The following is a 17309-nucleotide window of genomic DNA, read 5'->3' on the forward strand; positions in this document are numbered from 1 at the left end:
TTGGCGATGCTGCCAGCTGTGGGGGCGTCATTGGTGTTAACCACGGTGAGCACGAAGGTGCTGCTGACCGAGGCGTTGCTACTGTCGGTGGCGGTGACCCGGATATTGATGTTGCCGACGTCCCCGTTGGTCGGGGTGCCGGAGAAGGTGCCGGTGGCCGGGTTGAAGCTGAGCCAGCCGGGCAGGGCGGAGCCATCGGCCAGGGTGGCGCTGAGCACCAGACTGTCACCGGGATCGTTGTCAGTGAAGGTGTTGGCCGGCAGGGTAAAGTTAAATACGCCGTCCTCACTGACACTTTGGTTGGCAATGCCAGAGGTTACGGGCGAGGTGTTGCTGGGGGCCACTGTGATGGTCAGGGTGTCGATATCGGACTGGGTTCCACCACTGCCACTCGAGCCTTGGTCATTGGCCACTATTTGCAGGCTGGCTGCGCCTTGATAACCCGAAGTGGGGGTGAAAATCAGACCATTGAGCGCCGTGTTGATATCGGCCTGGCTACCGGTAAAAGTCATGCTGCCATCGCCGCTGCCGTCACCCAGTGTGAAGCTCAGGCCGGCAATAGTCGCCAGGGTCAGAGTCCCTTGACTGGCCGTCAAGGTGACCTGCAGCGACCCGGTCGCATCGGGGTCGCTCAGGCTGATCCCATTACCGTTGGCTGTGCTAAACACCAGTTGGCCATTCTGCGGAGCAGTCTGGTTAGTCGGCAGGTTGTTGACCGGCGCATCGTTGACCGCAGTTACGCTGACGCTCTGGGTGGCGGCGCTGCTGGCGTCGGTGCCGTCGTTGACGGTGAAGCTGACGGTGCGGGTGCTGGTGTTGGGGGTATCGCTGCTGTTGGCGTAAGTGACGGCGCGAAGGGCGGCCTGCCATTGGGCCAGGGTCGCGGTGGCACCGGCCGAGGTGAGGGTGAGCACCCCGGTGCCACTGTTGTAGCTGGCGGAGATGTTGCCCATGGTGCTGCCGTTATTGGTGAAAGCGAGCAGGTCCTGGCCGGACTGGAAGTTACCCGTGATGGTGACGGTGGCGCTGGCCAGGGTGGTGCTGTCTACGTCAGACAGGGTCAGGCTGCTGTCGATGGCTGTGGCTGATGCCCCCTCGGTAAAGGGTGTGGCACCGCCGGTAGTGGTGACCTGTGGCGCATCGTTAGCGGCGGCCACGCTGACGATCTTGGTGGAAGCGCTGCTGGCGTCGGTGCCATCGTTGACGGTGAAGCTGACGGTGCGGGCGCTGGTATTGGGGTTCTCACTGCTGTTGGCGTAGGTGACGGCGCGAAGGGCGGCCTGCCACTGGGCCAAGGTCGCGGTGGCACCGGCCGAGCTGAGGGTGAGCACCCCGGTGCCGCTGTTGTAGCTGGCGGAGATATTGCCCATGGTGCTGCCGTTATTGGTGAAGGCGAGCAGGTCCTGGCCGGACTGGAAGTTACCCGTGATGGCGACGGTGGCGCTGGCCAGGGTGGCGCTGTCGACGTCAGACAGGGTCAGGCTGCTGTCGATGGCGGCCGGCGTTCCCTCGGTGAAGGGGGTAGTGCCGCCGGCTGTGGTGACCTGGGGCGCATCGTTGACCGCAGTCACGCTGACGATCTTGGTGGAAGCGCTGCTGGCGTCGGTGCCATCGTTGACGGTGAAGCTGACGGTGCGGGCGCTGGTGTTGGGGCTCTCGCTGCTGTTGGCGTAAGTGACGGCGCGCAGGGCGGCCTGCCACTGGGCCAGGGTCGCGGTGGCGCCGGCCGAGGTGAGGGTGAGCACCCCGGTGCCACTGTTGTAGCTGGCGGATATGTTGCCCATGGTGCTGCCGTCATTGATGAAGGCGAGCAGGTCTTGGCCAGACTGGAAGTTACCCGTGATGGCGACGGTGGCGCTGGCCAGGGTGGCGCTGTCGACGTCAGACAGGGTCAGGCTGCTGTCGATGGTAGTGGCTGATGCCCCCTCGGTGAAGGGTGTGGCACCGCCGGTAGTGGTGACCTGTGGCGCATCGTTAGCGGCGGCCACGCTGACGCCCTTGGTGGCGGTGCTGCTGGCGTCGGTGCCATCGTTGACAGTGAAGCTGACGGTGCGGGTGCTGGTGTTGGGGGTATCGCTGCTGTTGGCGTAGGTGACGGCGCGAAGGGCGGCCTGCCACTGGGCCAAGGTCGCGGTGGCACCAGCCGAGCTGAGGGTGAGCACCCCGGTGCCGCTGTTGTAGCTGGCGGAGATATTGCCCATGGTGCTGCCGTTATTGGTGAAGGCGAGCAGGTCCTGGCCGGACTGGAAGTTCCCCGTGATGGCAATGGTGGCGCTGGCCAGGGTGGTGCTGTCGACGTCAGACAGGGTCAGGCTGCTGTCGATGGCGGTCGGGGTTCCCTCGGTGAAGGGGGTAGTGCCGCCTGCGGTGGTGACCGAGGGGGCATCGTTGACCGGGGTGAGCGCCACGGTAGAGGCAAGCCCCGGATTGGCGCTGTTGCTACTGCTGCCGTTGTCGTTGATCTGGGTGATGGTCACCACCCGGCTGTTACTGCCCGGATTATCGCTGGTGTTGCGATAGCCAAGTCCGTCGACCAGGGTTCCCATCTGGCTGTTGTCGCGGCTGAGGCCGCTCAGGGCCACGGTGGCGGTGGAGCCAGCCAGCGTTATGCTGTAGCTGCCGCCATTGGCGAGAGCTCCATTGTTGCCATTGCTCAGAGCGATCTCGACCCCGTCTATCTTCAGCCACTCCTGGCTGCCATTCAGCACATTGGTGACGGTCAGCGTCATGCCGTTAAAAACTTGGCCCGCGTCGTTGGTTGCCGCTGAGACACCGCTAAACAGGTCCACGGCCGCCCCCCCTTCGGTAAAGCCGGGGTTGGCGGCGGTGGCGCTGAGGGTGGGGGCATGGTCAGAGGAGGGCGTCGTGATATTGTCGAGCACTATATTGTCTATGAAGAAAAACAAGTCGCCACCGCCCTGCAAGGTAATTTCTACCCAAGTCACCCCATTCAGTACACTGTTGTTAGGGGCCACTGTCTCGGCTAGAGCTCCGCCTTGGAGCGGGAACGTAGTGCTGCCTTTGTCGGTGGTCAGGACCAGGGTCAGAGGGGTTCCGCTATCTTCGGCGAGGTTGAACTGCTTCAGATCGAAGACCTTGCCAGGGTCTATGGTCAGGGTCAGCTTGGTCGGAAAGACGTTTGTATCTCTATCTACACCAACAATGACATTCCCCCCGCTATTGAACACCACCCCCCCGAAGAAGTCGGTCTCGGTACCCACGATTATGCCGCCTTGGTCCGCTGTAATCTTCAACGTGTCTGCGCCTATGGTTTGGGTTACGACTGTGTTGAAGGGACCGCCCCAGGTCGTGTCTCCCGTCGTACCTGGCCCGAAATCGAAGGTGACTTGCGCCAGATTGCCACTATAGCGGGCCATGTTCTGAGCCGTGAGCGGCAGGCCGGCCTCAATGTTGCCAGTGCGGGCCTCGAGTTGCCAATCCCCCTTGCCCCCCGTGTCGTCGGTTGAAGCAGCCACATCGGCCCCGGTGATACTAGCGAGGCTGGCGATCAGGTTGGTGCCGCTCCCCGCCGCGATGTCGCAGCCATAGAGCAGCAGATCCCCGTTCGGATTGAGCACCTCGCCCAAGGTGGATAGCTGGGTGGCATACGATGCCAGGTTGGCCGAGGTCAGGGTGAGGTTGCCAAGACGGATCTGGCCTTCGGCCCCGTGGCTGATGAGATGGACGGCATCATAGCCGGTGTGATTCGCGGCCCAGTCGGCGATCTGGGTCAGTGCATCGCCACCGGCATCCAGTATCACCACCTCCACTCCGGGTTTGACCCCTTGCGCCAGCTGCTGGTGATCCGGCACCGTGCTATCGATAAAGACCACCTCCTTGGCGGGGGGCTGGGCCTCGGCGGTGGCTGCGTCGGGCTGCGCCGCCTCGACGACGGTGGCGGCCATGGCGCCGTCAAACAGCATGCGCGGCTCCAGCGCATAACCCAGGTTGAGGGGGCGACGCGCTTCGTGCCCCTGGGGGGCGGTGACGTTACGGGTAAACCAGGTACGCCAGTCCATAGTAATGACCTCTCATCCTTGAGTGGGGGGCATGCCGCAATGCCATGTCGGCTTGCGCCGACGCTATCATGGCTACTCTTATGAGCCCCCAATATGGATGGAGGCTTTCCGGCTGGTAGCGTAGACTCTTACGAGCCTGCTGGCAAGGTGGGCGATGAGGTCGGGCTATGCCGGCCCGATAAGAACGCATACAAGGAAGAGAGGACACAGGATGAAAAGACAACATATTGCACTGGTGACCAGTCTGCTGGCGGGGCTGCTGCCCCAGGCCGCACAAGCCTGCGGAGATGGTGCTTATATAGGACAGGTCTGTTTTATGGCCACCCCGTTCTGCCCCCATGGCACGCTCGAGGCCAACGGCCAGTTGTTACAGATTTCGGGGAATGCGGCGCTGTACTCCCTGCTGGGCATCGCCTATGGCGGGGATGCGCGCACCAACTTCGGCCTGCCGGATCTGCGTGGCCGCTCCCCCAGAGGGCAGGGCCAAGGTGTTACCCCTGAAGGTGGTAAGCTTATAAATACGGATCTGGGTGATAAGCGAGGTGCGAACTCGACTACGCTGCTGCTAATGCACATGCCAGCACATAAACACATGGCCTCCTTCACCCCCACCAATGCCTTCAAGGTGACAGCCAGCCTGCCGGTGTCTAGCTCCCTGGGTGATGTAAGCATCTTGTCCTCTGGCACCGGCTATCTGGCGGGTCTGGACGGTAACGCGGGTAAAACCGACGTTGACATGAAGGGGCCCTATACTAGGACGGCTCCGTCAGCGGGCAGCGCCACCCTTCCGGTCACCGCCGCAGTCAGTTATGAAGGCTCTGGGAGCGTAACGGTGGATCTCGCCGGTGGTTCGCAGCCTTTCTCCATCGATTCCCCCTACCTGGGTCTGAAGGCATGTATTGTCGTGGATGGCATCTACCCACAGAAGCCCTACTAAAAACCACTCTCTCTGATCGCCAGAGCCCAAGCTCGGCGACCGAACCGGCCAAGCAGAGACTCTGCTTGGCCATCCAGCAGGACCAGGCCCCGTTGCTGGCCTGCCCCCGGCAGGGGGGGCCCCGGGCTTAGCGTGACACCGTAGTGGGCTTGCAGGGGCACGGCTCTCTGCTCGGCGTCGCGGCGTACCCCGATGGGGCCGCCGCGATCCGAGGCCAACGCCTCGAGCGGCAGGCTGGTGATCCCGGTGGCGTCGATATGATCCAGCCGCACCGGCAGGGCCGCGGTGCTGGGATCGTCTGCAATAAACTCGCCGCGTGCCCCCGGGGTGAGGCGAGCCAGGCTCTCTTCTTGCACATAACCGCGGACCCGCCCTGCGCCCGTATCGACGATCCGCAGCAGGGGCTGCTCTACCCCGAGCCAGCGACCCTGCGCCAGACCCTGCGCCAGATCGCGCACCACGCCGGCCTGGAGCGCCCGCAGTTGCAGGCGCTCACGTTGTGCCACCCATCCTCGGTACTCGGTCAGTGCCTCGGCCAGACGCCGGGCTAGCACAGGGCCGTCGCTGGCCGTCTCCTTGCGCGCACTCTGACGGCGCAGCTCCAGCTCCAGGGCGGTGACCCGGTGCCGGGAGATCGCTAGGCGGGCGTCCAGATCGGGAGAGGAGAGGCTGATCAGGACCTGGTTCGCCTCGACCCGGTCGCCATCGGCGACCAGGACCCTTTGCACCCGGGCCGGCACCGGGGCGTAGAGTGTGCCCACATAGCCGGCCTCCAGTATGGCGGGAATGGCGATGCGGGTGCGCCAGGGGAGCAGCAGGGCGCCGAGCACAAGCAGCAGGCCGGCCGCAGTCAGCAGGGCCCGTCTGGCGTTAGCCCGCTGGCGCTGCTGCCACCAGAGGGCCAGCTCGCGCACGATGGGCAGGGCGATGAACCATCCAATTTCGACTGCCATCAGTGCAATCCCCAGCAGTTTGAAGAAGAAGTGATAGACGGTCAGGGCGATCCCGAGGAACAGGATGAAGCGCCAGACCCAGGAGGCATACCCCCAGAGCAGCAGGCGTCGCCGCATTCGGGGTGGCCAGACCTCGGGGGCGGCGCTGCCGTAGCCGAACAGCAGCTCGCGCAGGTGCCAGCGACACAGGGCGAAGGCGCGATCTTGCAGGTTGTCGATGCGCCACAGGTCGCTGAGCAGGAAATAGCCGTCGAAGCGCATCAGGGGGTTGAGATTGATGAGCAGGGAGCCCACCCAGGTCACGCTCGAAAGCAGCAGGGCGGCGCTACGCAGCATGCCGTCTGGCAACAGCAGCCAGGCCAGCAGCGCCAGGCTGGCCAGCAGCATCTCGGCCAGCACGCCGCCGGCGCCGATCCAGAGCCGGGCGCGCCTGTCTTGCACCCGCCAGGCGTCGCTGACATCGGTGTAAAACATCGGCAGCATGACCACGAAGGCCACCCCCATGCTACGCACCCGGCAACCGGCCCGCTTGGCCATGAAGGCGTGCCCCAGCTCGTGGCAGAACTTGGCCAGCAGCAGGCTGGCGCCGAGCAGCAGGGCGCCCTCCAGGTTAAACAGCTGCGGGAAGGCGTGATGATAGCGGGCCCAGTCGCGGCCCAGCAGGAACAGCGCGGCCAGCAGCAGCCAGGGGAGCAGCAGACGCAGGCCGGCCAGTCGGCGCAGGGTGGGCCAGAGTCGGGTCAGCAGAGGATCGGGGCGCCACAGGGGCAGGCGAAAGAAGAGGTACTGATGGAGCAGGTGGCGCCAGAATGAGACCCGCCGGCGCGATGCCTTCTCGGAATAGCCGGCCCGCTGCATCGGGTCCCGACTGGCGATCAGGTCGTGGCCGCGCAGGAAGAGCAACAGTTGTTGCAGGTCTTGTTCATTGAGGGGAAGCCCCACCTCCCGGTTGGCGGCGGCCAGCACCCCCTCGGCATTGCCGCAGGACCAGTGACGCAGCAGGCGCAGTGCCGTGGCGGTCAACTTGTAATAACGACCGCTGATCGCGTCGCTCAGTACCCACTGCGGCGCGCCGTCCAGGCCGGGGGCGGCGGCGTCGAGGCGCAGATCGTCGCGCAGGGGGGGCAGGGGGGTCATAGGCCCAAGGTCTTGCGCAAGGCGGCCAGGGGGCGGCGGAACAGATAGACCGCCAGGGGCACCTCTTCACCAAACAGCTTGGCGGTGCCGCGCAGCCCGATCCGCGGCGGGGGCTCGCTGAAGCGGGCGTCGAGCCGATAGGCCAGCACCCCGGCTGTGGTCGGCAGCGCCTCATAGGCGATCCGCTCCAGTCTGGCCTGACGGCGGCGCAAGGGATCGCTGTCGAGAAACAGCGCGACCTCGGCCCCCGCGGCGAGCTGGATGGCATCCCCAACGTCCAGCTCGATGCGAAGCTCGGCCTGGGTCGGGTCGGCCAGTTCCATCAGCCGTTCGCCGGTGCGAACTGGCTTGCCAATCCAGCGCTCAGTATCGGCAAAGACGGCGATGCCGTCTCGCTCTGCCTTGACCTCGCTGCGCGCGAGCAGGGCCTGGGCATAGTTGCGTTCCGCCCGCTTCTGGGCGACCTGGGCCGCCAGCCAGTCGAGGCGCGCGTTGGAGTCGGCGTCCTGAAAGGCTCGTTGGGCGTTGGCCCTGTACTCGGCCTCGGCTACGCCGAGGGCGCGCTGTGCCACATCGGCCTGAGCCTTGAGGGTGGTGGCATCGAAATGCACCAGCGGATCCCCCTTTTTCACTCTCTGGTTGGGCTGTACCAGGAATTCGGAAACCACGGCATCAAGAGGTGCCGCCACCGTGTGACCGTCCAGAGGCACCACCTCGGCGGGAGCCAGTACCGACTGGCGTACCGGAATGAACATGGCCAGCCCGAGCAGACCACACAGCAGCCAGGGGCGCCAACCCGTCTTCATGCCGCGCCAGGGACGTATGGGCTCCAGCGCCAGCCAGGCGTGGGCATAGACCTCTGCCAGCTGTTGTGCCAGCAGGGTATCGGTCGGCTGCCACTGGGTATCGCGGCCGTACCAGAGTCCGCCAAAGGGGCGACCGCTACGCTCCAGCAAGGGGATCCAGAGGGCCTCGGGGGCGGCCAGCTCGCGCCAGTCGTCCCGGGTCTGGCTATCCAGCCGGGCGGCGTCCACCACCTGGGGCCGCGCCGGTTCGTCCAGCTGCCGACAGGTCCGCTCGATCATGGCCACGAAGGGGGAGTGGGGATCGGCCGTGGTCACCCCGGTCACGGCGCGCACCCTGCCGCCGATGATCAGGGCCGCGTGACGATAGCCGAGCAGGGGGGGGCTGTCGTTGACCATGATGTAGGCCAGCGCCTCGCCGCTGGCGGCCTTGCGCGCCTGCTGCTCGAGATGGAGAAACAGCAGGAAGCCCTGATCGCATTGGTCCTTGGCCGCCGTCATGGTGTCTCCGTGAAGTGCGCCGTGCCGCTCATGCCGGCCATTAATGCCTGATGATTGTCCTTGGTGCGACCAATCAGGGGCAGGGTCTGGCTGCTCTCGTCGATGCGGGCACCGAGGCGGACCACCTCGGCCTGCAGTGGCTGGCCCGTCTCGTCGGGTACGAAATCGAAGCCCTGGCCGGGTTTGAGCCTGGCCAACCAGCGAGAGGGAACCAGGAGGTGGATCTCAAGATGGCGGTTATCGACTATCTCCAGCAGCGGCGTTCCCGGGTTTGCGCTCTCATGGGCCTGGATCCGCTGGCTGACGACTTGGCCGTCAAAGGGGGCGAGGATCCGGCAACGGTCGACCTGGATCTGATAGACCCGGCTCTCGGCCCTGGCCTGGGCCAGGTGCGCTTCAGAGAGTGCCACCGCATGGCGGCCGACCGACTTCATCTCGGCCAACTGGCGGTTCTGGGCCAGCTCCTGCTGGGCAGCGCCGGCGGCGGCTTGGCTGGCGGCGAGCTGGGCTTGATAGGCGGCGCAGTCAAAGCGTATCAGGAGATCGCCGCGGCGAAAGTTCTCTCCCTCGCGATAAGGCATTTCCAGCACCCGAGCGTTCAACTCGCTGGAGAGAAGGGCGCGATCGAGGGCTCGCAGCACCCCCCTGATCTCTTGGCCCTTCTCCTCGGGAGTAGAGAAGAGATCGTTCGTTTCGGCCCGAAGAGGGCCTGCCAAAAGGCCGAGCAGCACCAGTAAGGTCGATCTGGCAATGTGTCGAATCAGGGTCACGTCAAGCATCCTGCCAATAGTGGGACTCAAATCATGCAGATAGTGCCTTATTCGAGGTTTTTTTCCCACCTCTGCTTGGGGGTCACTGAAAAGGTATGCGTCGGGCAATCACGGGAATGCCTTCGAGCAGAGGAGCAAGCGTGGGTTAGCAGGCCGCTCTACTGTTTACTGCGTGTGAAAAGAGTGAGGGAGGCGTTATGCCTCCCTCTTGCGATACACGTGCAGACGCTGGGAGCTGTTGCCTGTGTCAGCGGGGCGGCAGCCCCAACAGGGTGCGCAGCTGGCTGGCGGTGGCCTCCACCGCCAGCCAGTCGTCACCGGTTACCGTGATATGGCCCATCTTGCGGCCGGGGCGGGGTTCGCCCTTGCCATAGAGGTGCAGATGCAGGCCGGGCAGCGCCAGCAGGGCGGCCCAGTCTGGCGTGCCCTTCTGCCAGAGATCCCCCAGCAGGTTGATTAACAGGGCGGGACGCACGGCGATCTGCTCCGGCAGCGGCAGATCGCACAGGGCCCGTACCTGCAACTCGAACTGGCTGCATGCAGCGTTGTCGAGGCTGGGGTGACCCGAGTTGTGGGGGCGGGGTGCCAGCTCGTTGACCAGCAGTCGGCCTTCCACCAGAAAAAACTCCACCGTCAGCACCCCGACGTAATCGAGGGCGGCGATCAGCCGCTCAGCGATCCCTTTGGCTTCGCTCTCCAGCGCCGGCACATTGGCCGGGGAGCGGGTCTGATCGAGGATGCCACCGCTGTGCCAGTTTTGCACCAGTGGCAGGGCGCTAATGGTACCGCTCGGGCTGCGCGCCAGGGTCAGGGCAAACTCCCCCTCCAGTGCTAGCCGTTGTTCCAGCACGCAGGGGACGCCACTGGCTGCCAGCGTCGTCGCCAGCTCATCCAGATTACTCACTTGCCACTGCCCCTTGCCGTCGTACCCTTCGCGGGCCGTTTTGAGAATGGCGGGCAAGAGTTCGCTGGCCTGTGCGGGGATGGGCGCTTCCGGCAGTAGCGTCAGAGAGGGGGCTACCGGGATGTCAGCACCGCGCAGAAAGGCTTTCTCCTCGCGGCGATCCTGACAGATCCGCACCGCGCTGGCGGCCGGGCGCACCGGCTTTTGTTTTTCGAGCAGGGCGAGGGTGGCGGCGGGCACATTTTCGAATTCGCAGCTGATGGCCTCGCAGCGGCTAGCCAGCTCGTACAGGGCGGTCTGGTCGTCATAGGGGGCGACAATATGGTGAGCGGCTGCGGCACCGGCGATGCTGGCCGGATCGGGATCCAGCACCACTACCTTGTAGCCGAGGCGGTGGGCGGCCATCACGAAGTAGCGGCCAAGCTGGCCGCCCCCCAGCATGCCGAGGGTGGCGGGTGGCAGGATCATGTCGGCTCCTCCAGTTGCAGTGCCAGCACCCGGTCGCGCTCGCGGGTGCGGAAGTCGTCGAGCTGCTGCCGGTAGCGGGGGGCGTCGCCGTCTTGTGCAACGGAGAGCAGAGAGACCGCAAACAGTGCTGCGTTGGCAGCCCCCGCCTCGCCGATGGCGAAGGTGGCGACCGGTACCCCCTTGGGCATCTGCACGATGGAGAGTAGCGAGTCCATTCCCTTGAGATGACGGGAGGGGATGGGCACCCCCAGCACCGGCAGCGTGGTCTTGGCGGCGACCATGCCCGGCAGATGGGCAGCGCCACCGGCCCCGGCGATGATGGCGCGCAGGCCGCGCTCGCGGGCAGTGGTGGCATACTCGAACAGCAGATCCGGGGTGCGATGGGCCGAGACTACCTGCGCCTCGTAGGGCACGCCGTGCTCCTTGAGGATGCGGGCGGCAGCCTGCAGCACGGGCCAGTCGGAGTCGGAGCCCATTACCAGGCCGATCAGGGGAGGGGTGTTCATTTTCTCTTAATCCTTGACGTCAAACGTTTGCTTTTGGTGGGCAAAAAGAGCCGGCAAGCCGGCTCAGAATTTCTCGGGTCGCACGATTTCGACCGGTTGCAGAAAGGCGATCATGGCGTAATCGGGGTAGTAGCGACTCTGCAGGTGGGCCAGCAGCCGCTCCGCCTGCTCCCGACTGCAGATCGCTTCCAGCCGGATGTTGCCGCTCTCGCTCCAGCTGGCGTTGCGCTCGCCATGATCTCCCCGGCCGCGGGCATCTGTGATGGTGTAGCCGCGCAGCCCCTCGCGGGTGAGGGTGCGCAGCAGTGTTGGCTCCAGATTGGCTTCCGTAATGACGGTCAGCAGGGTGCGGGTCTCGGTCTGCATGTGGCTACTCCGTGAAGTGGCGGGCCCAGCTGTGGTAGAGCGGGATCCCCAGCATGATGTTGAACGGGAAGGTGACTCCCAGCACGGCGCTGAGGGACAGCCCCGGGTTGGCCTGAGGCACGGCGATGCGCATGGTGGCCGGCACGGCAATATAGGAGGCACTGGCCGCCAGGGTAGCCAGCAGGGTCAGGCCGCCGAGAGAGAGGCCCATCAGCTGGCCAGCCGCCAGCCCCAGTCCCGCCGAGGCGAGCGGCATCAACAGGGCGAAGCTGAGCAGGAACAGGCCATGGCGGCGCAGATCCTGACACTGGCGGGCGACGATGAGGCCCATCTCCAGCAGGAACAGCGCCAGCGCTCCCTTGAACAGGTCGACAAACAGCGGCTTGAGCGGAGCAATTCCATCCGGCCCGGCCAGATAGCCGATGGCCATGCCGCCCAGCAGCAGAGTCACCCCTTTGCCGAGGAAGGTCTCGTGGGCCAGCATGCGCCAGCGAGTCTCGCGACTGATGCCGCGGGCCAGCACTATGCCCACCAGAATGGCCGGGATCTCCATCACCGCGAGAAAGATGGAGAGCTGGGATTCAAAGCTGATGCCCCGCTCGGTGAGCCAGTTCACCCCGACCGCAAAGGTGGCGACGCTGACCGAGCCGTAGTGGGCTGCGGTGGCAGCGGCATCGACCCGGTTCATCTTGAGGCGCAGCACGGCAAAGCCGAGCAGGGTCTGCACCACGCCGAGCAGGATCACCAGCGCCAGTTGTGGTAGCAGAGGTTGCAGGGATTGCTGGGCCAGACCGACGCCGCCCTTGAGGCCGATGGCCAGTAGCAGAAAGAGGGAGAGGGTGTCGTAGAGGGCAGGAGGCAGTTTGAGCTCGGAGCGCACCAGACCGGCCAGCAGACCAAACAGAAAGAAGAGTACAACAACGTCCAGCATGATGGTTCGCAGGGCAGTTCAGATAATGGTTGCATGCTAGAGCCCGCAATGTTTCGATAAAATCAGATTCTCGCTGATGGTTGTTCGGTAAAAACTGATAGGGAACGGCATGCTCAACTACAAACAGCTCTACTACTTCTGGCATGTGGCGCGCAGTGGCAGCGTGACGCAGGCAGCTGAACAGCTGCACTTAACGCCGCAGACCATCAGCGGTCAGGTCGCCGAGCTGGAGCAGTCTCTCGGGGTGGCGCTGTTCAACCGGGTGGGGCGGCGTCTGGTGCTGACCGCTGCCGGACGGCAGGCGCAGGAGCAGGCGGGGGCGATTTTCTCGCTCGGTGCCGAGCTGGAGCACACCCTGCGCCACGCCAGTCAGGAGCTGACCATGCAGGTGGGGATCGCCGATTCGGTACCCCGCACCCTGGCGTTCGAGCTGCTGGCTCCCGCCATGGCGCTGGCGACGCCGCTGCGGTTGGTGTGTCACGAGGAGCGGGCCGAGCAGCTGTTCAGCGAACTGGCCCGCCACAAGCTCGACATGGTGCTGATCGATCGCCCGCTCCCTCCCGACAGCGGCGTGCGTGGCTATAATCACGAGCTGGGGCGCAGCCCGCTGGCGCTGTTTGCCAGCCCGGAGCTGGCGGCGCGGGCGCGGGATGGCTTTCCCGCCTCGCTGGAGGGGTTGCCGTTGCTGATCCCCGGAGAGAAGTCGGCTACCCACGATCGGCTGCTGGCCTGGTATCGCCAGCAGGGCATTCATCCCCATCTGGTGGGGCAGTTTGATGACTCCACTCTGATGAAGTCGTTCGGCAAGGCGGGGATGGGGATCTTCCCGGCGCCGCTGGCGATGGCTGACGAAATTGGTCGCCTCTACGGGGTGGAGCGGATTGCGACCCTCACCGACGTTACCCTCTCTTACTATCTGGTCTCGGCAGGGCGCCATCTCTCCCATCCCGGGGTGCAGGCGGTGATGGAGGGGGCCCAGCGGCGGCTGGCGGCGCTGGCTGGCAATAAATAGAAATCTGGATGGCTATACATCCAGCTTGGCTCTGCCTATAATCCTCCCGCTTTGGCGCATCATGCTTAATAGGGAATCCGGTGAGAATCCGGAGCTGGCGCGCAGCGGTAAGGGGGAACGAAGCGACATCAGGGCACTGCCGTCAGGCGGGAAGCCGTCGCCGTAGGCTATCAGCCCCCGAGCCCGAAGACCTGCCAGAGTTCGTATTTCGGGCCGAGAGAAACCGGCCACGAAGTAGATACTTACGCGAACTTAAGGATCTCTCATGTCGAAGAAATTTCTGGCGGCTGCCCTGTTGCCGACGGCGGCGTTTGCCCAAACCACCATCCCCATCAATCCAACTCTGGTCATTACGGCCAACCGCGTGGAACAACCGGTCAGCTCGGTGCTGGCGCCCGTTGTGGTGATCGATCGTGCCGAGATCGAATCTCGTCAGGTTCAGAGTTTGCCCGAACTGCTGAAAACCCTGCCCGGTGTGCAGATAGCGACACTGGGAGGCCGGGGTCACATCAGCAGCCTGTTTATCCGTGGAACCAACTCCAACCACTCGCTGGTTTTGATGAATGGTCGTCCGATTGCCGCCATGGTGGCAGGTACGCCTGATCTCAGCCAAATCCCGCTCGGCAATATCGAGCGCATCGAGTATATCCGTGGCCCACGCGCGGCTGTGTATGGTTCCGATGCCATTGGCGGCGTTATCAACCTCATCACCAAAACATCCGCCAAGAATGGCAGCGAGACACATTTGAAGGGGGGTGCTGGCAGCAATGGTTATGGCCAAGGCGAGCTCAGAACGGTTCAGTCATTGGGTCAAAAAACCGATATGAACATGCTGATTGGCTACGAGCGTACCGATGGTTTTGATGTCGTAGCCAATACCAAACAGCCGGATCGGGATGGTTTTGCCAGCCGTAATGGCCAAATTGGTTTGAACCACGCTTTTAATGATGCTTGGAGTGCGGACTTCAATGCTCAGGGCTATGACAATCTCACCGACACAGATGGCAGCACGGACCAGAGTCGGGTACAGGCTTTCCAATATGATGGTGGTCTCAAGTTCCAGGGTAAGGATCTGATCAGTCGACTTGAAGCTAGTTACGGTGAGAACAAGCTGAAGACTTGGCAGGAGGCTAAAGGAGAGGCTAGCGGTGAGCCTATTCATACAGGTTTAACCCGCTTCTCCTGGATTAACAGTTGGAGCGGCATCGAAGGGATGAATCTGACCGGTGGCGCAGATTGGCAGCGTGAGGAGATGAAATCAGACTCCCGCAGCTATGGCAAAACCTTCAGCGCACCTGATCGCGACAATACCGGTCTGTTTGCCGTGGGGAGCTACCGTTGGCAGGCGCTGCTGTGGGAGCTGTCAGGTCGTACCGATGACAACCAGCAATATGGCCGTCACAACACTTGGTCTGCGGCCAGCGGGCTGGATATCGATGAAAACCATAATGTCCGGCTGAGCTACGGTACTGGCTTCAAAGCGCCCACCTTCAACCAGCTCTATTATCCAGGGTCTGAGAATCCGACACTCAAGCCGGAAGAGAGCAAAAACCTGGAGCTGGGTCTGTCAGGCCGCTATTCGGCCTGGGACTGGTCTGTAAATCTGTATCGCAACCGCATCGATAATCTGATTTATTGCCTGACCAGCATGAGCTACACCTGCAATCCCAAAAATACCACGGCGGATATCAAAGGGCTGGAAACGGAAATCGGTATCGATACCGGGCCCGTGCATCATCGTTTGAGTTACGACTACACCAGAGCCAAAGACAAGGGTAATCAGGATTTGCAGTTGCTGCGCAGAGCCGAGCATAAGGGTAGCTGGATCGCAGATACCCGATTCGATGCCACGACACTGACAACTGAGCTGCTCTATGTCGGCAAGCGCTATGACAATAACTGGGCGACAAACCAACGGGTAGAGCTCGGTGCGTATACGTTGTTAAACCTGGCCGCCAGTTACGAGGTAACTCAGCAATTTACCTTGGGGGGGCGTATAGATAACTTGTTCGATCGTGATTACGCCCCTGCCTATGGTTATGCCTCACCGGGTACCGAGTTCAAAGTGACTGCCGATTATCGCTTCTGATGCTTTATTCGGTTCATCTTTGAAAAACCGAGGCCCTGCCATTGGCAGGGCCTTTTCTATTGGCGGCAGGCGGGAGTATGATCGCCGCCTTGCACCAAAGGGGGAGGTCAAGTGGCCAATATTCTCGTGTTTGACTCCGGTATGGGTGGCCTGACCATCTACCGCGAGATCCGTCGCGTTCTGCCGGTACACAACTATTTCTACTGCTTCGACAATGCCAACTTCCCCTATGGTGAATTGAGTGAGCCCGCTCTCATCGCAGCCTGTTCCCGCTTGGTTACTACCATGGTGGCCCGTCATCAGATCGATCTGGTGGTGATTGCCTGCAACACGGCCAGCACCATAGCGCTGCCGGCCCTGCGCGAGGCTCTGGATATTCCCGTGGTGGGGGTGGTGCCAGCCATCAAGCCCGCAGCTGCGCAGACTCGCAATGGTTGTATCGGTCTGCTGGCCACACCGGGTACCGTCAGCCGCGACTATACCCACGAACTGATCGCCCAGTTTGCCCCCGGCAAGCGGGTGCTGCTCAAGGGCACCACCGAGCTGGTAATAGAGGCGGAGCACAAGCTGGCGGGCCTGCCGGTCAATATGGCGCTGCTGCGTGAAGTGCTGGCTGACTGGCTGGAGGGGGAAGAGAAGCCGGATACGCTGGTACTCGGTTGTACCCACTTTCCGCTACTCAATGAAGAGATTGGGCAGTTGATGCCGCAATGTCAGCTGATCGACTCAGGCAGTGCAGTTGCCAAACGGGTGGCCTGGTTGCTGAGCAATGGCGGGCATGCAACCTTGCAGCCTGTACATATAGAAGAGGTGATTGCCAGGGCTTACTGCACCCGGCTGGATGGGGAGGCTCAAAAACTGACAGCCCCCTTGCAAGCATGGGGGCTGTCATCACTGGAAGAGGTGAAGTACTGACGAGCGGTTAGGCGTCAGTTTCGCTACCTTCTCTTTCCTCTTTATCACGTTTGTCATTCGCTTCACGCACCTTGAGGGTGCGCTGCTGATACTCTTTGTCATTCAAAGCGGCAATCGCCTTGGCGGCATCGGCGGCGGGCATCTCCACGAAACCGAAACCTCTGCGCTTGCCGGTTGCCTTGTCTTTCATCAACCGTACGGAAATGACCTGGCCCTGTTCGGCAAACAATTCGCGCACTGCAATCTCGTTGGCGCGATAGGGCAGGTTGCCTACATATAAGGTGCAAGTCTCCTGATTGGCGATCGACTCGGCGACATTAGCCGAGGTTCGCTTCAGGAACAGCGGTACCACGAAACCGCCGATGGCCAGACCTGCTGCAAAAATCACTTCCGCTTTCAAAGAGAACTGCAGGGCCTGGGCAACCAGGTAGCCAACCACTGCCAATACCAGAGCAAGGATTGCGGCCTGCATATATACGGGAAACTTGGATAAATTCATCTTAAAAGACCTTTTGTAAATGAAAGCAAAAAAGGTGCAACACTATATTCACCTCCATGGTAACCAGCTTTCCTGATTGGCGCTACCATGGACCACTCGGGAGAGGTTATCGGCTCCAGTATGGCATTCCCAAGGTCACTGAAGGCGACATAAATGACGCTAAAATGGGAGTGAGATAACCGGATTGTGGATAACATTGTATATATACACTGAATAAGCTGTTTCTAATTGAATAATTTGAAATTTTCGTGATTTTCTTCAAAAAAAGTCTTGTCATCGCAGCGTCGCTCCCTATAATGCGCCCCTACCAGCACGGCGGAACACGCCGAACTGATGAGCCAGCTCCCTTGTGAAGCCGGCGCCGAAAGAAAAGCGAAAACAACCGCTTGACTTTCGAAGTGAGAAGCGTAATATGCGCCTCCTCAACGCGACAAGCGTGACGCTCTTTAACAATTTGAATCAAGCAATCTGTGTGGGCACTCACAGCATCGAACATCAA

13 protein-coding genes and 1 riboswitch are annotated in these 17309 nt (G+C 62.5%); of the genes, 4 read left to right on the plus strand and 9 right to left on the minus strand.

Annotated elements, in window-relative coordinates:
• The coding region (locus AB5Y83_RS20080; protein ID WP_368175844.1) for a DUF4347 domain-containing protein at window positions 1–4019 on the minus strand (4019 nt) is incomplete at its 3' end.
• A 211-nt stretch (window positions 4020–4230) separates the two neighbouring features.
• Between AB5Y83_RS20080 and AB5Y83_RS20085 the strand changes: the two genes are divergently transcribed.
• Window positions 4231–4956: a phage tail protein gene (locus AB5Y83_RS20085; protein ID WP_139402786.1), complete on the plus strand. Its 726-nt coding sequence runs from the start codon at window positions 4231–4233 to the stop codon at window positions 4954–4956.
• Here the strand turns inward: AB5Y83_RS20085 and AB5Y83_RS20090 are convergent.
• The 7 genes from AB5Y83_RS20090 to AB5Y83_RS20120 all read right to left on the minus strand — a co-directional run bounded on the left by AB5Y83_RS20090 (window position 4953) and on the right by AB5Y83_RS20120 (window position 12295).
• Window positions 4953–7046 carry an HlyD family efflux transporter periplasmic adaptor subunit gene (locus AB5Y83_RS20090; RefSeq protein ID WP_368175845.1) on the minus strand — a complete coding sequence of 698 codons (2094 nt, stop codon included), beginning with the start codon at window positions 7044–7046 and terminating at the stop codon, window positions 4953–4955. The two genes, AB5Y83_RS20085 and AB5Y83_RS20090, sit on opposite strands and share 4 nt — an antisense overlap.
• Entirely contained in the window at window positions 7043–8350 is a 1308-nt protein-coding gene (locus AB5Y83_RS20095) for an efflux RND transporter periplasmic adaptor subunit (protein ID WP_368175846.1), read from the minus strand. The genes AB5Y83_RS20090 and AB5Y83_RS20095 overlap by 4 nt, the downstream gene beginning before the upstream one ends.
• A complete protein-coding gene (locus tag AB5Y83_RS20100; RefSeq protein WP_021230695.1) occupies window positions 8347–9120 on the minus strand; it encodes an efflux RND transporter periplasmic adaptor subunit in 774 nt (257 codons plus the stop codon). The genes AB5Y83_RS20095 and AB5Y83_RS20100 overlap by 4 nt, the downstream gene beginning before the upstream one ends.
• A 247-nt stretch (window positions 9121–9367) precedes the next feature.
• Window positions 9368–10492 (minus strand): 5-(carboxyamino)imidazole ribonucleotide synthase, encoded by a 1125-nt coding sequence (locus tag AB5Y83_RS20105; RefSeq protein WP_368175847.1) that lies wholly within the window; start codon window positions 10490–10492, stop codon window positions 9368–9370.
• On the minus strand, window positions 10489–10998 hold the full coding sequence (gene purE / locus AB5Y83_RS20110) for a 5-(carboxyamino)imidazole ribonucleotide mutase (RefSeq protein ID WP_368175848.1): 510 nt from the start codon (window positions 10996–10998) through the stop codon (window positions 10489–10491). Before purE ends, AB5Y83_RS20105 begins: the two co-directional genes overlap by 4 nt.
• A 63-nt stretch (window positions 10999–11061) precedes the next feature.
• Window positions 11062–11364 (minus strand): hypothetical protein, encoded by a 303-nt coding sequence (locus AB5Y83_RS20115; RefSeq protein WP_005321666.1) that lies wholly within the window; start codon window positions 11362–11364, stop codon window positions 11062–11064.
• A gap of 4 nt (window positions 11365–11368) precedes the next feature.
• Window positions 11369–12295, minus strand: a complete 927-nt coding sequence (locus AB5Y83_RS20120; protein ID WP_151286407.1) for a sodium-dependent bicarbonate transport family permease — start codon at window positions 12293–12295, stop codon at window positions 11369–11371.
• A gap of 109 nt (window positions 12296–12404) precedes the next feature.
• Between AB5Y83_RS20120 and AB5Y83_RS20125 the strand changes: the two genes are divergently transcribed.
• From AB5Y83_RS20125 to murI, 3 genes are all read left to right on the plus strand, one after another.
• Entirely contained in the window at window positions 12405–13307 is a 903-nt protein-coding gene (locus AB5Y83_RS20125; RefSeq protein ID WP_139735936.1) for a LysR family transcriptional regulator, read from the plus strand.
• A 35-nt stretch (window positions 13308–13342) separates the two neighbouring features.
• Window positions 13343–13521, plus strand: a riboswitch (cobalamin riboswitch).
• A gap of 51 nt (window positions 13522–13572) precedes the next feature.
• Complete coding sequence (locus tag AB5Y83_RS20130; RefSeq protein WP_368175849.1) at window positions 13573–15396, plus strand: TonB-dependent receptor; 1824 nt, start codon at window positions 13573–13575, stop codon at window positions 15394–15396.
• A 111-nt stretch (window positions 15397–15507) separates the two neighbouring features.
• Window positions 15508–16311 (plus strand): glutamate racemase, encoded by an 804-nt coding sequence (murI, locus tag AB5Y83_RS20135; protein ID WP_368175850.1) that lies wholly within the window; start codon window positions 15508–15510, stop codon window positions 16309–16311.
• Window positions 16312–16318: 7 nt separating this feature from the next.
• On the opposite strand, the gene AB5Y83_RS20140 is transcribed toward murI, so the two are convergent.
• Window positions 16319–16810: an RNA-binding protein gene (locus AB5Y83_RS20140; RefSeq protein WP_064334977.1), complete on the minus strand. Its 492-nt coding sequence runs from the start codon at window positions 16808–16810 to the stop codon at window positions 16319–16321.
• Window positions 16811–17309: the final 499 nt, after the last annotated feature.

This window comes from Aeromonas sp. R5-4 (assembly GCF_040908215.1).
GTDB classification, from domain to species: domain Bacteria; phylum Pseudomonadota; class Gammaproteobacteria; order Enterobacterales; family Aeromonadaceae; genus Aeromonas; species Aeromonas veronii.